This is a genomic window from Hymenobacter sp. BT188 (assembly GCF_014333585.1).
Taxonomy (GTDB): Bacteria; Bacteroidota; Bacteroidia; order Cytophagales; family Hymenobacteraceae; genus Hymenobacter.
Map to the genome: position 1 here is coordinate 502,315 of NZ_JACSCW010000003.1, position 13,639 is coordinate 515,953.

The 13,639-nt window shown below is 53.9% G+C and carries 15 protein-coding genes; 11 read left to right on the forward strand and 4 right to left on the reverse strand.

Going from position 1 to position 13,639, the window contains the following annotated elements; genetic code table 11:
* The first annotated feature begins 61 nt into the window (after positions 1-61).
* From H8B13_RS10250 to H8B13_RS10285, 8 genes are all read left to right on the forward strand, one after another.
* Positions 62-1,741 (forward strand): OstA-like protein, encoded by a 1,680-nt coding sequence (locus H8B13_RS10250; RefSeq protein ID WP_187310698.1) that lies wholly within the window; start codon positions 62-64, stop codon positions 1,739-1,741.
* A gap of 82 nt (positions 1,742-1,823) precedes the next feature.
* Complete coding sequence (locus tag H8B13_RS10255) at positions 1,824-2,651, forward strand: outer membrane protein assembly factor BamD (RefSeq protein WP_187310699.1); 828 nt, start codon at positions 1,824-1,826, stop codon at positions 2,649-2,651.
* Between the two features lie 115 nt (positions 2,652-2,766).
* Positions 2,767-3,108: a DNA-directed RNA polymerase subunit omega gene (locus tag H8B13_RS10260; protein WP_187310700.1), complete on the forward strand. Its 342-nt coding sequence runs from the start codon at positions 2,767-2,769 to the stop codon at positions 3,106-3,108.
* Positions 3,109-3,132: 24 nt separating this feature from the next.
* Positions 3,133-3,684, forward strand: coding sequence for a flavoprotein (locus H8B13_RS21540; protein ID WP_187310701.1), 552 nt, complete (start codon positions 3,133-3,135; stop codon positions 3,682-3,684).
* 52 nt (positions 3,685-3,736) lie between these two features.
* Positions 3,737-4,396, forward strand: coding sequence for a phosphopantothenoylcysteine decarboxylase (locus H8B13_RS21545; protein WP_187310702.1), 660 nt, complete (start codon positions 3,737-3,739; stop codon positions 4,394-4,396).
* Positions 4,389-5,300 (forward strand): DUF4835 family protein, encoded by a 912-nt coding sequence (locus tag H8B13_RS10275; RefSeq protein WP_187310703.1) that lies wholly within the window; start codon positions 4,389-4,391, stop codon positions 5,298-5,300. The genes H8B13_RS21545 and H8B13_RS10275 overlap by 8 nt, the downstream gene beginning before the upstream one ends.
* Positions 5,301-5,532: 232 nt before the next feature.
* A complete protein-coding gene (gene recN / locus H8B13_RS10280; protein WP_187310704.1) occupies positions 5,533-7,206 on the forward strand; it encodes a DNA repair protein RecN in 1,674 nt (557 codons plus the stop codon).
* A gap of 273 nt (positions 7,207-7,479) precedes the next feature.
* A complete protein-coding gene (locus H8B13_RS10285; RefSeq protein WP_187310705.1) occupies positions 7,480-8,301 on the forward strand; it encodes an enoyl-ACP reductase in 822 nt (273 codons plus the stop codon).
* 116 nt (positions 8,302-8,417) lie between these two features.
* On the opposite strand, the gene H8B13_RS21205 is transcribed toward H8B13_RS10285, so the two are convergent.
* Together H8B13_RS21205 and H8B13_RS21210 are read right to left on the reverse strand one after the other, a co-directional pair.
* On the reverse strand, positions 8,418-8,636 hold the full coding sequence (locus tag H8B13_RS21205; protein WP_261990308.1) for a hypothetical protein: 219 nt from the start codon (positions 8,634-8,636) through the stop codon (positions 8,418-8,420).
* Positions 8,637-8,687: 51 nt separating this feature from the next.
* Entirely contained in the window at positions 8,688-8,963 is a 276-nt protein-coding gene (locus H8B13_RS21210) for a hypothetical protein (RefSeq protein WP_261990309.1), read from the reverse strand.
* A gap of 214 nt (positions 8,964-9,177) precedes the next feature.
* Between H8B13_RS21210 and H8B13_RS10295 the strand changes: the two genes are divergently transcribed.
* Complete coding sequence (locus H8B13_RS10295) at positions 9,178-9,597, forward strand: TerB family tellurite resistance protein (RefSeq protein ID WP_187310706.1); 420 nt, start codon at positions 9,178-9,180, stop codon at positions 9,595-9,597.
* Between the two features lie 13 nt (positions 9,598-9,610).
* Here H8B13_RS10295 and H8B13_RS10300 read toward each other — a convergent pair whose 3' ends face one another.
* Both H8B13_RS10300 and H8B13_RS10305 read right to left on the reverse strand, forming a co-directional pair.
* Positions 9,611-10,291 carry a metallophosphoesterase gene (locus tag H8B13_RS10300; protein WP_187310707.1) on the reverse strand — a complete coding sequence of 227 codons (681 nt, stop codon included), beginning with the start codon at positions 10,289-10,291 and terminating at the stop codon, positions 9,611-9,613.
* 183 nt (positions 10,292-10,474) lie between these two features.
* Positions 10,475-12,052: a S8 family peptidase gene (locus H8B13_RS10305; RefSeq protein ID WP_261990310.1), complete on the reverse strand. Its 1,578-nt coding sequence runs from the start codon at positions 12,050-12,052 to the stop codon at positions 10,475-10,477.
* Between the two features lie 159 nt (positions 12,053-12,211).
* On the opposite strand from H8B13_RS10305, the gene H8B13_RS10310 reads away from it, so the two are divergent.
* Both H8B13_RS10310 and H8B13_RS10315 read left to right on the forward strand, forming a co-directional pair.
* Entirely contained in the window at positions 12,212-12,844 is a 633-nt protein-coding gene (locus H8B13_RS10310) for a class I SAM-dependent DNA methyltransferase (protein WP_187310709.1), read from the forward strand.
* 296 nt (positions 12,845-13,140) lie between these two features.
* The gene (locus tag H8B13_RS10315) at positions 13,141-13,620 is read left to right on the forward strand and encodes a hypothetical protein (RefSeq protein WP_187310710.1); all 480 of its coding nucleotides are present in this window, start codon (positions 13,141-13,143) and stop codon (positions 13,618-13,620) included.
* The last annotated feature ends 19 nt before the right edge of the window (positions 13,621-13,639 follow it).

Sequence of the window (13,639 nt, forward strand, 5' to 3'; positions counted from 1 at the left end):
CGAAGGCACTACGCTGCAAAGATGGGCGTTACCACCGGGCCTTCTGTACCTTTGCGGCGAAATGCGTTTTCTACGACTCCTCTTTTTTCTGTTGTTGCTGCCCCTGGCTGTGCTGGCCCAGCAACGCCCGGCCCCCAAAGGCGGCACTCCACCCAAAGGCCAACGCATTGAGCTGCTGACGGCAGGCGAGCTGGTAGGCGGTGATTTCAACGGAGTAGAAATTCGCAAGCTGATTGGGAATGTGAGCTTTAAGCAGCAGAACACCTTTATCTACTGCGATTCGGCTTATCAATATATTGGGCGTAATGCGTTGGAGGCGTTCAGCAATGTGCGCATCGTGGAAAACGATACGCTGACGATTACCGGCGACCAAGCCTTTTACGACGGCGACACGCGCAAGGCGCGTATGACGGGCAACGTAGTGATGCGCGACCCGCGCATGACCCTCATTACGCAGGCCCTCGACTACGACCTCAACCGTAAGCAAGCATATTATACTAATAACGGTCGGCTGACCGACCCCGAAAATACACTTACCAGCCAGCGAGGGTACTATAATACGGCGACGAAAGTGTTCAGCTTTCGTCGCGACGTGCGCCTTACTACCAAAGACAACCTCATCACTACTGACTCTTTGCAGTATAATACGGTGTCGAAGATTGCTTACTTCTTTGGCCCAACGCGCATTACGGGGCAGGAGGGACGCAGCCTGTACGCCGAAAACGGCTACTACAATACAATTACGCGGGTCTCCAACTTTCAGCGCAACGCCAAGATCGAGACGCCGGACTATCTACTTGGGGGCGATAAGTTGGTGTACGACGAAGCTCGGCAGTACGGGGTGGCTACTGGCAATGTGTCGATGACTTCCAAGAAAGATAACATCGTGATTCGGGGTGATGTGGGGCGTTATTGGCGGGCATTGGGTAAAGCCAAAGTGTACGGCACGCCCGTGATGCGTAATATTTCGGATCGTGACACGCTGTTTTTGGCCGCCGATACGCTGATGAGCGTGGAAGGGCAGCCAGGGCAAACGTCGGGGGGCATTATTTACGCCTTTCCGAAAGTGCGCATCTTTCGCGCCGACTTGCAGGGCCGCTGCGACTCGCTGACCTACGACCGGCAGGACTCGATTATTTACTTAAACCGCAATCCGATTCTGTGGAGCGACAAAAATCAGCTCACCTCGGATAGCATGGAAATACAGCAGCGCCGCGGCAAAATCGACCAGATGCGCCTGTATGCCAACGCTTTCATTGTGGGCCAGGATACCCTGCTCAACTTCAACCAAGTGAAGGGGCGCAACATGGTGGCGTACTTCGGTGATAACAAAATAAAAAAAGTTGATGTGGTTGGCAACGCGGAGAGCCTCTACTTTGCTCTTGAGGGTGACACCACCACGACCGGCATGAATAAAGCAGTTAGCGCCACGATGGCGTTGCGCTTTGCCGACAACAAGCTTCAAACCATCACTTTCCAAACCAACCCCGACGCCAGCTTTATTCCGCCCCACGAGCTTAAAGAGGAAGACAAGACTCTGAAAGGTATGCAGTGGCGCATCAAGGAACGCCCAACCCGCCGCGCTACGTTAGGAAAACATTTCAACCCGCCAGCCAAAGCGAAACCGAAAAAGACGAATACCAAAACCAAAAAAAGCCCCCCAAAGGTAAAACCTAAAGTTGCTCCCAACGCCAAAAAGCCCCCCAGCCGCCCAGCACCCGTACGGGCGGCCGTCAATTAAAAGAAGCGCTCTGCTACTGCTAGCGTCGCTCGCGTTTCCTGCCGTTTGATTCGGCTCCGTATTCCGTTACCTTTGCGTCCTTATGCCCTTGTTTCGTCCTACCTTCTTTCTGTTGTTACTGAGCGCTTTGCTGCTCGGCTCGTGCAGTGGCTATCAAAAGCTGCTCAAGAGCGACGACGTGAATAAAAAATATACCGCCGCCATCAAGTACTACGATGAAGGTGACTTCTTTAAAGCCGGTACTCTGCTGGAAGAGCTAATTCCGCTGTTGCGTGGTCGGCCAGAGGCAGAGAAGGCCCAGTTTTACTTCGCCAACACGAACTTCCGTCAGCGGAATTATACCTTGGCTTCGTATTATTTCAAGTCGTTTTTCGAGACGTATCCCAATTCGACTTACGCTGAAGAGGCTTCGTTCATGTACGCCAAGTCGCTCTTTCGCGACTCACCGGAGTTTGAACTCGACCAGACTAACACCTTCACGGCGCTAGAGGCTATTCAGGATTTTCTGAACCGCTATCCCACCAGCCAGTTCCGCCCCGAGACGGAAAGCATGTCGCAGGAGCTACAGAAGAAGCTGGATATCAAAGCCTTTGAGAGCGCCCGGCTGTACTATCAGCTGCGCTACTATCAATCGGCGGTAGTTGCTTTTACAGCTTTTCAGCAGCAGTTTCCGGCCTCTGTTTACAACGAGGAAGCCGCTTATCTGAAGGTAGCTGCCCAGTATTACTACGCGAAAGAAAGTGTGGAGCAAAAGCAGCGGGAGCGCTATTTGGAGGCTATTGCCTTCTACCAGAGCTTCATTGATACCTATCCGCAAAGCAAAAACCTGAAACAGGCTGAGTCATTTTATGATGATGCCCGCGCCGAGGTAGCAAGGCTCAAGCCTGCCGCCGACGCTGCCGTCAACTAATTTTAAAGGGCTAGATACCTGAAAGGTTAAATGGTTGGTCGATCATCCGGCCCCTAAATCGTCATCTAACCTTTCAGCCATTTAGCCTTAAATCAATTTAACCATTCAGTTTAAGATGAAAACTCCGAATAACGTCCCCGCTTCCATCGTAACCCGCAACCTGTCGGAATTCGCTGACCAGACTGGCAATGTATATGAGTCGCTGGCTATTATTGCTAAGCGGGCCAACCAGATTTCGGTTACGCTGAAAGAAGAGTTGAACAGCAAACTGGCCGAGTTTGCCACTACGGTTGACAACTTGGAAGAAGTATTTGAGAACCGCGAGCAAATCGAGATTTCCAAGTACTACGAGCGCCTGCCCAAGCCCACCAACTTGGCTGTAGAAGAGTTTTTGGAAGGCAGAGTACACTTCTCGACGCCCGCTGAAGGCGAAACGCCAGCCCGCGCTGCTGAGTAAACTTCGCTTCCTAACTACCGCACAATGGCGCTGCAAGGCCGTAAAATTTTGCTGGGCGTGTGCGGGAGCATTGCCGCGTATAAGTCCGCCCTATTGGTGCGGCTCCTGGTAAAGGCCGGGGCTGAGGTGCAAGTCATTCTGACGGCCTCGGCCTCGGCCTTTGTCACGCCTCTTACGCTTGGTACGCTGTCTAAAAATCCTGTTCTGATGGGTTTTTTGAAGGATGAAGCGGCCGGTGAGTGGCATAACCACGTGGATTTGGGCTTGTGGGCTGATGCGCTAGTTATTGCTCCGGCTAGTGCCAATTCCGTGGCTCAACTAGCGAACGGTCACTGTCCCAATCTGCTGACGGCCGTTTACCTTTCGGCCCGTTGCCCGGTGTTCTTGGCGCCCGCTATGGACCTAGACATGTACGCTCACCCTGCCGTAACCGAAAACCTCGCTCGCCTCCGCCGTTTCGGCAACCATGTATTCGATTCGCCTCCTGGTGAGCTGGCTAGTGGCCTTTCAGGGCCCGGTCGGATGCTGGAGCCGGAGGACATTATGCGGAAGCTGGAGGAGTTTTTTAGTACCTAAGCAGCAACTGACCTCCGAATTTAGATTAATAGCGCCCTTCTTATAAGCATTTATGCGCGTTCTCATCACGGCTGGCCCTACCTACGAACCCATTGATCCGGTGCGCTTTATCGGCAACCGCTCAACTGGCAAGATGGGCTACGCGCTGGCCGAAGCATTTGCGGCTCAGGGGGCAAATGTGACGATGATAAGCGGCCCGACGCAGCTCCATATCCAGCATCCGCGAATTGAGGTGATTGCGGTGCAGACGGCTGACGAGATGTACGCTGCGGCTGCCAAAATTGCCCCCCAGGCAGATGTGTGGGTGTTTGCCGCCGCCGTGGCCGATTATAAGCCGCGGTCAATGGCCACGAACAAGATCAAAAAGGACGGCGATACGCTGACCTTAGAGCTGGTCAAGAACATTGACATTGCCGCCACACTGGGCAAACAGAAGCGACCTGAACAATTTTCGGTGGGTTTTGCGTTGGAGACGAATGATGAGGAAACGCACGCTCGCGCCAAGCTACAGCGCAAGAACTTCGACCTCATCGTGCTCAATTCCCTGCGCGACGCCGGTGCCGGCTTCGGCCACGATACCAATAAAGTGACGCTGCTGACCGCTGGGGGGCAAATGACTATCTTTGAATTGAAGCCGAAAGCCGAAGTGGCCCGCGACATTGTGCAAACCGTTTTGGCTTCGCTCTCTGCTATACCTACTCCCCATGCGTAACCTGCTGTTCTCACTTTGCTGTCTGTTCTTGCTGCTTGCGCGCCCGTCTCAAGCCCAGGAGCTACTGGCTGAAGTAAGCGTGACCACCGAAAACGTGACCATTGCCGATCAGCAGCTCGTGCAGCAAATGCGGACGGACATCCAGTCGTTTCTGAACACGCGCACCTGGACCAGCATCACCTATCGGCCCGAGGAGCGTATTCGTTTCCGGTTGTTTATAGGTATTACCGGGATTCCTCAAACCGGCTCTTACCAGGCTACTGCCCGCATCATTACGGAGCGCCCTGTGTATGGCACCGGGTACCAAACCAATTTGCTGTCGTTTGCTGACAGAGGGTGGGTTTTTAATTACTCGCCGCAAAATCCGCTCGATTATTCCGACAATGTATTTGTGTCAAATCTGTCGTCGCTGCTGAGCTATTACGCTTATATTGTGATCGGCATGGATCAGGACAGCTTTTCGCCATTAGGCGGCTCGCCTTACTACGACCGCGCCCGAAACATACTGACTACAGCCGCTTCCCAAACCCAGGAGGGTGACCAGGGCTGGCGCAACACAGAGCCACGCAATCGCTATTGGCTGCTCAATGATTTACAGGATCCTCAATTGTCTGCTTTCCGCAATGGGGTGTATGCCTACTACCGGCAGGGCCTGGACATTTTTGTAGAGAAGCCGGAAGATGCCCGCGCCAGTATCTTTAAGGCTCTTCAGGGCGTACAAGCTGCCACCGTTCGCCGGCCAGGTACGTTGTTGGCACGTGCTTTCTTCGATACGAAAGCCGACGAAATAGCGAACATTTTCCGTACCACCTCCGACCCTCAGCAGAAAGCGCAGGTAGTAGCCCTGCTCACGGAAGTTGACCCTACCAACACCGCCAAGTATCAGGCAATTTTGAAGCGCTAGCTCAGGAGCTATAGCTAAGTGGGTGTTGCTAAATAATTTGGCTTATTTTTGTCGAATCACCGGAATCAACTAATTTTATTAGTTGTATCAAGTGTTAATGCTTTGAACAGAAGCGAAAGGCCATCTTTTGCCTCTTTTTAGTACAGCCTTTCCTCAAAAAAAGCCCCCCAGCGCAAGCGTTTCGTGTGAAGTTTCAGACTGAGCTGCTGCTGTCTTTATTATTTAAAATTGTATGCTGGTTGATCTTCGCATTCAAAACTACGCGCTGATTGAGGCGCTGGAGTTGCGGCCGTCGGCCCTTCTCAATATAATTACCGGTGAAACAGGCGCGGGCAAGTCTATTATGCTGGGCGCCATTGGCTTGCTGCTGGGCAATCGGGCCGACTCACGTATGCTGTTCAATACAGGTAGCAAGTGCGTGATTGAAGGCCAGTTTGACATTTCAAACTATCAGTTGCAGGATATCTTCGACTCCGAAGACCTCGACTACGATGCCCAGTGCATTCTACGCCGCGAAATCAGCCCCACGGGCAAGTCGCGAGCCTTTGTGAATGACACGCCGGTGACCTTGGAAACGCTGCGAAAAATTGGTGCCAACCTCATGGACATCCACTCCCAGCACGACACGCTGCTGCTGGGTGATGCCGTGTTTCAGCTCAATTTGCTTGACCTGTACGCTGGGCTGGTGCCTACACGAGGACAGTATTCCAATGCGTATCGCCAATACCGCAAGCTTGAATCTGACTTAAAAACCCTGGAAAATCAGGTAGCGCAGGCCAATAAAGAACTGGATTACCACAGCTTTCTGCTCAGCGAACTGGAAGAAGCGCGCCTCGACCAGGAAAACCAGGAGGAGTTGGAGCAGGAAATAAAGCAGCTCGAACACGCTGAGGAGATTAAATACAAGCTCAGTCAGGCGTATCAAAGCCTGTCGGAAAGTGAATACTGCGCCACGGGCAGCATGAAGGAAGCCGCCGTAATGCTGGGCCAGATTGCCGCTTACGCCGACTCCTTCCAAACTCTGAAGGCCCGGCTCGACAGTTGCCTCATCGAGCTGCACGACATTGCCGATGAAGTAGAAGCTGCCGAGCGCCGCACCGAAGGTGACCCCGCCCGCATCGACGAGCTACAAGGCCGCCTGAACGTGCTGTATAACCTTCAGCGCAAGCACCAGGTTCGCGACTTGACGGCCCTTATCGAAGTGCGCGACCAGCTACGCCAGCAAGTCGGCTCGGTGCTGAACCTTGATAAAGAAATTGCCCGCCTGCGCAAAGATACCGACGGCGCTCTGGCCACTGTGACCAAGCAAGCCGCGCGCCTCTCAGAAAGCCGGCGGAAAGCATTTCCTAAGTTTGAGAAAGAACTGGCGGCTTTGCTTTCTGAGTTGGGAATGCCCCATTCGCGCATTGTAGTGCAGCACACCACCAGTCAGCCTAGCGCCAGCGGTACCGATGTGGTGAGCATTCTGTTCACGGCCAACAAAGGGGCTCAACCCCAAACGCTCAGTAAAGCAGCCTCGGGGGGCGAATTTTCTCGCCTTATGCTCTGCATCAAGTACATGCTGGCTGATAAGACGGCTTTGCCCACGATTGTATTTGACGAAATCGACACCGGTATTTCTGGCGAAATTGCGGTGAAAGTGGGCCGCATGATGCAGCAAATGGCTAAGAAACATCAGCTTGTAGCTATTTCTCACCTACCCCAAATGGCCGCTGCCGGCGACGCACATTACTTCGTCTACAAAGAAGACCGCGCCGACCGCACCATCAGCCGCATCCGCCAGCTGAGCACCGAAGAGCGCATCCGCGAAATCGCCCACATGATTGCTGGTGCCAAGCCAAGTGAGAATGCTTTCGAAAGCGCACGGGAGTTGCTGGCTATGCGGGGAGAGGCTATGGCCGCATAAGGCGGACCAATGTCTGATAAGGCTAAAAGAGAGAATTAAATAAGGCGGTCATGCAGAGCGGAGCGAAGCATCTCGCGTGCTGATGCTGGAGTACTATTACTACTACCGCGAGCGAGATGCTTCGCTCCGCTCTGCATGACGTTCTATCTCAAAAGGCTTCATTGCAACAGCTTTGGTTTCGCTTCTGCATGATGTTGTTGAAGAGCATAGCGGTCTTTTTTATTTTTTCGCCTCTTTTGCACTTCCATAACTACTAACTCCTACACTCTCTCCATGTCCAATAACCTACTCGCTGGCAAAGTCGGCATCATCTCCGGCGCGCTCGACCATAAATCCATTGCCTGGAAAGTAGCCCAGAAAGCGCACGCCGAAGGTGCCCGCTTTGTGCTGACCAATGCCCCGCTGGCCATGCGTATGGGCGAAATCAAGCAGCTCGCTGAGGAGTGCGGCGCTCTTATCGTGCCCGCCGATGCTACCTCCGTGGAAGAGCTGGAAAACCTGTTTTCGCAGGCTACCGAGCATCTGGGGGGCAAATTGGACTTCGTGCTGCACAGCATTGGCATGAGCCCCAACATTCGTAAGAAGAAGCACTACGGCGAGCTAGACTACAAATTCTTCCAGCAAACCCTGGACGTGTCGGCCCTGTCGTTTCATAAGATGATGGCCGTAGCCGAGCGCCAGGATGCCATGAATGAGTGGGGCAGCATTGTGGCCCTGTCGTACATTGCCGCTCAGCGTGTATTCCCCGATTACACGGATATGTCGCAGGCCAAAGCCATGCTCGAAAGCATCGCCCGCAACTACGGCTACCGCCTCGGCAAGCTCAAAAAGGTGCGCGTGAACACCATCTCGCAGTCGCCGACCAAAACCACAGCCGGTACCGGAGTAGGCGGCTTCGACGCGTTCTACGATTATGCCGATAAGATGTCGCCGCTGGGCAATGCCCCCGCTGAAGCCTGCGCCGACTACTGCATCACCCTCTTCTCTGACCTGACACGCTACGTGACCATGCAGAACCTGCTCCACGACGGTGGCTTCAGCAGCACCGGTATTTCGGAAGATGTAGTAGAAGCCTTGATGAAGATGAACAGCTAGTTTCTGGTAACCAGAAATCCTGAAAAAGCCCGCTCTGTATGCAGAGCGGGCTTTTTCATGCGTTAGTAATAAGCTGGTTTCCTTCGCATCGGCGTATGAGATTGGCTCTATACAATCTACTGGCTCAGTGGTTTCGTCAGGTCAAAATCGGCCTGAAACCGCAGTTGTCCATCGCGCTTGAGAATGTAGCTGAACGTCTTGCGGTCTTCGCTCAATACCGTTGACCACTCATTGGTGGCAGCAGCAGGTATCAGTTTTGCCGTGTAGTCATCGGCCGGATAGCTCTGGCTATACAGCGTGCCGCCGGACTTGGCGTAGCCCCCGTACATGGTCACCGAATCGGGGGTGCCGTCGGGGTGGCGGTGGTCGTGCTTGAGCAGAAGGCCCTAGTCGCTTTTGGTGAATACCCAGGTGCGGGCTTTGTCCTCGCCAACCTGAAAAGGAACTCGGATTTCGGTGGGCGAACAGCTCTGCACCCGCATCACTAACGCCTTGCCCGCAAATGGATCTTTGCCGCCTTCCGGAAATACCACTTTACCCTCATACGCCTGGTTGCATAGGGTGCTCAAACGCCCAAAGAAGTCCTGCGAAGGCGTGGGGGGCATTTTGGCGGTGGTGCAGCCAAAGGCAAAAAGGACCAGAAATAGGTAGGCGTTTTTCATAAATGCTACGTAATGTTTACTGAAAACAGGTCAGGTGCCTGTAGTGTGTATTAGTCAACTCATGCCTCACCTACACTTGCAACTCTTTTTTGGAACGGGTGGCTCCATCAACATGTGGGGCCGGTAAGGTACGCGTTCTGTGCTGGAGCTGAATTGTACATGCTCATTCACTCAAGGCTAGTCGGGATTATAAAACCACCCTATTTTATTACCTATGCAAGATTATCACAACCTCGAAACGCTGCTGAATACCCAGCAAAAGAAGCTCAGTTTTTTCCAAAACCTGGTACTGATTGCCGCCGCCGACGGCATACTCGATAAGAGCGAAGGAGAATTTCTGCTGCGAATAGGCAAGAAGCTTGGCCTGACGGCCGAAGACGTGCAGCCCATTGCCGATAACCTCAGTGTGCTCAGCTTCGTGGTGGCCTCCGAGGGCATGCAGCGCACCTTGGAACTGCAAACTCTGGTGCAGATGATGTTGCAGGACGGCCAGATTGACCCACGTGAGTACGGCCTGTGCATGGAATATGCCAACCGCATTGGCTACAGTAAAGAGATACTGGATGACATGGTAACCCAGCTTGCCGGTGGCGCACCAGCAGGCGGCAACCGCAATCCGCCAACGGTGAAGTAGCGCCAAGTTCTTGTCAGCGGCCTTTCACGCCGGGGTAAAGTGTTTGAACTACATCACTTTGCACAAATTCCTTGGTGCGCACATTCATAAGACTTAGCCGCCCGCCGTAGGCCGCGCCCTGGTCCAGGTTCCACACGTTGGCGCGCTGGCAGGGTACGGCGCTGGCGGGCCAGGTAGGTGTGTGGCCAATAAAGCATTCGTGGTAGTCTTCGGCGAACATGCCATTGCGCCACAGCGTCCGGTCCCAGATAAGGCTGTAGGGGTCCTGTTCGGCTATGGGCAGGTCAGGGTCGTAGCCGCCGTGCACGTAGAGGTTGCCTACTTCGTCCTCAAAATAAGTCAGCTGCTTGCCAAAGAAGGTGCGAAAGTGCCGTTCAATCTGCTCTTTCGGTCCCCGCTCATACGATTCAAAGGTTGCCCTTCCACCCTGCTGATACCACAGCATATTTACCTCCTCCCGTGGTGACTCGTTCGCCATCCACTCGGCCGTCCACCAGTCGTGGTTGCCTTGTAGCCAGATGCTGTTGGGGATACTGAGCAGGCGCTCTACACATTCTGCCGTGTCAGGCCAGCCGTCGGATACGTCGCCTAAGTGAATCAGGCGGTCAATTCCGGGACGAAAAGGGCTGCGTTCCAATACTTGCTCCAGCGCGCGGAAGGCACCGTGAATGTCACCAAGGGCATAAGTTTCCATCCCAGTTACTACGAGCCCAACAGGAAGTAGGCTGTGGTTGAGCTGGGGGGCTTTTTTGAAATAACTAGTAAACCTGCACGATGTAGAGACGCGATACTTCGCGTCTCAATCGTTGCGGTTGTTGTTTAATTAATTCGTTGTCGGGCGTTCAACGACGAGACGCAACTATGCGTCTCTACCTCGTTATAGCGGCAGCGCACCCACGGCCGCGGCCGCATTCACGCGGCCCCAGCCGAAACTGCTGCTGCGCGCCGTGCGGTTGGAGCTGGCCGCTATCAGGCGACTCATAATCTGGGCGCGGGTTTCGGCAGGATGTTGAGCCCAAACAAGAGCCGTAATGCCAGCCATCGTAGCCGTAGCAACCGAAGAGCCCCCCACGGTGCTCGGGGCATCGCCGCTCATGGCCAGCGACAACACGGTGCGGTCGTTGCTGGGCTTTTGCATCACTACCGCAAACTCAACCTTGGCCCCTACGTGGCAATCGTCGCAGCGGGAAGTAAGGTTGTCTTGCAGACCGGTCACGGCCACCATTTCAGACAGCGTAGCCGGATAGGTAACCCCCACAAACCCCGACGACCAGTCGAAGGAAGTGCCGGCAGCACAGAAGATGAGCTTACCCTGGTTGTAGGCGAATCGGATGGCATCAGTCATTTGTGATGAGCTGGTCAGGCGGCCCATGCTCATACTGATAATGCGCACATCATCGCGTTTACCGGCCAAAATGTAAGCATCGGATACTCCTTTTACTTCGCGGCTGGCATCGAGAAATACGTCCTGAGCGGCGCGAATTGTGATGAGGTTTGCATTGTAGGCAACACCCACGGCCGCGCCATCGGTGCCGCGCGGGGCAGCAGCTGCGCCAGCCATGCTGGTACCGTGTCCGCAGGCGTCGTTGGGCGTTTCTACCGGGCCCGTGGGAATGCCGAAGATGGAGGCACGCGGCAAGGTTACCAGCCGCTCAATGGTCCGACCCTCGCTCAACCCCTGATTGAAAGCGGAGCCTAGGTTTTCCTGGGCATCCGAGGAGCCCGAATCAATAATGACGATTTTGATGCCCTGGCCTGTACTCTGGCTCCAGCTAGCCCGAATGCCGTGAAACTGATCGGCCTGATTCCAGGATGATTTGCTACCGTTGGCAAGCACCGTATAGTCAGAGCCGGCTGCCAAATCGGGGTTTGCTACGTTGTTGTCGCAGCCGCTGCTGCTCAGAATGGCCGCGCTGCTGTTGTTTGTAACTGCCTGGCGACGGTTGGGCTCATAGCCCATTGGTTCAGCGTAGCGCACCAGCCCTGAGGCCCGCAATTTCTGAATCGTGCTCAGCTCACGCACCGTGACGTCGAGCACGGGCAGCACATTTTCCTCGAAGGCTAGTACCTGCGTCTGGGTTAAGTCGGGATTGGCTTTGCGCTCCTCGCTCAAAATCAACTCCAGCACCTGCGCACGGGCGGCTTGCCAGTCCAGCGAGGAGGCAGCATCGGGGGGCAATTCGCCCGTAAAGCCAGCCGGCTTATAACCCACCGATAGTACGTAGTCGGAGCGGGTGAGGGCGCTCCACACAAAGTGCTCCGACGCCTGATTCCAGTCGAACCGTCCGGTTTCGCGCAAGCGGCTCATAATCTGCGAGTCGAGCTGCTGAGTGCTCAGCGCCTCCGTGGGGTCAGCTTTGGGCTGGGGAGTCAGTTGGTCATCGGCTTGCTGCTGACAGTTGGTTAGGAAAAATGTGAGCAACGCCGTAGAAAGAATAGCAGTAGAAGTACGCATGGCCATAGAATAAGAGTAGGGTAGGAGGAAAGCCGTCTAAAAGAATGAATATCAGCATTAAACTCAAGGAATACTAGCATTCTAAAAGCACGAAAACGAGGGCCATTCCAGGCAAAAAACGTCCTTCAAAACCGCCAGGCTCACTAGTAATTTTCAACCATGAATATTCAAGAAGCCTACAATACCTGGGCCGACAGCTACGACAACGTCCAGAACAAAACCCGCGACTTAGAAGCGCACGCCTTTCGCTCCTTGGTTCCTGGGGGGCATTTTGATGAAGTGATAGAGCTAGGCTGCGGCACCGGCAAAAACACCGAATGGCTGGCGGCCCGCACCACTCATCTTACCGCTGTCGATTTCTCTGCCGAAATGCTGCTCAGAGCTCAGGAAAAGCTTCAGCACCCACACATAAGCTTTCATCAAGCCGATATTACTCAAACATGGCACTTCGCCAGCACTCCCGCCGACCTCATCACGTGCAGCCTCATTCTGGAGCATATCCAAGACTTGAACCACGTATTTGCCCAGGCCAGAAAGGCCCTCCAACCACAAGGCCATTTCTATATTGGTGAGCTGCATCCGGTGAAGCAATACCAAGGCAGCAAAGCCCGCTTCGATATAGCCACAGGGGGCATTTTTGAGCTGGAATGCTACGTGCACCACATCTCCGACTTCACCGAAACAGCCCGGCGCCACGGTTTCAGCTGCGTGAGCCTGCAAGAGTGGTTTGATGATGACGACCGCACCACAACCCCGCGAATCGTGTGCTTTCTTTTTCGTCGGGATGGCTAGGGAAGGCGAGTGAATTGACAATTGATAAACAGGTCGTCATGCAGCACTGCGCGAAGCATCTCGCTCGCGCTCGTTGTAATAGCCATTGCATAAGGTGTGGCCAAAAGCCGCCTGTCATCCTGACGAAGGAAGGACCTTATGCCTGTTGAACTATTCGTTCTTCGGTGAGAAGGTCCTTCCTGCGTCAGGATGACAGAATGGGAAAGCAACGATTGCGAGCAAGATGCTTCGTGCTGCGCTGCATAACGTTACAATTAAACTCAAACTTGACCTTTTAACCGCTCTAGCTGAATCCAATGAAAAAGCTCGGTTTACTGATCGTATTTCAGGTAATGGGGCTAAGGGGATTTGCACAGGATGTGGCCCTGACTAGAACCAAATTCGTGGTAGGCGTATCGGGTCCGGAACTGTTGCATCTGGGCGTTGGCGTTGATGTAACTACCTACAACCAGCTGGGTTTCACCGTCGGAGTGGGGCCTACGTGGGGTGGCGTGTGGCCTACGTTGAATGCGGAGCACCGCCTATATTTTGGAAACGTGCAAGTCGGCACCAATCGCCGAAAATTATTCTTCCGCCAAGGTGTTACTTACTTTACAGAGGGCGAAGAAGGCGCTGGCGTATTGTCGTTGGGTATCGATTTGAAATCAAAAAAAGCGAACAGAGGCTGGACCATCGACGCAGGCTATTGTCTCCTGTTTCCCCGCACCAAAGACCGATACAGAGATTCATTTCCAGCACTGCGCTTTCAGTACTTCAGCTATTTCAAAAAAGGGTAAAAAGCTGGTGTTAAACTAG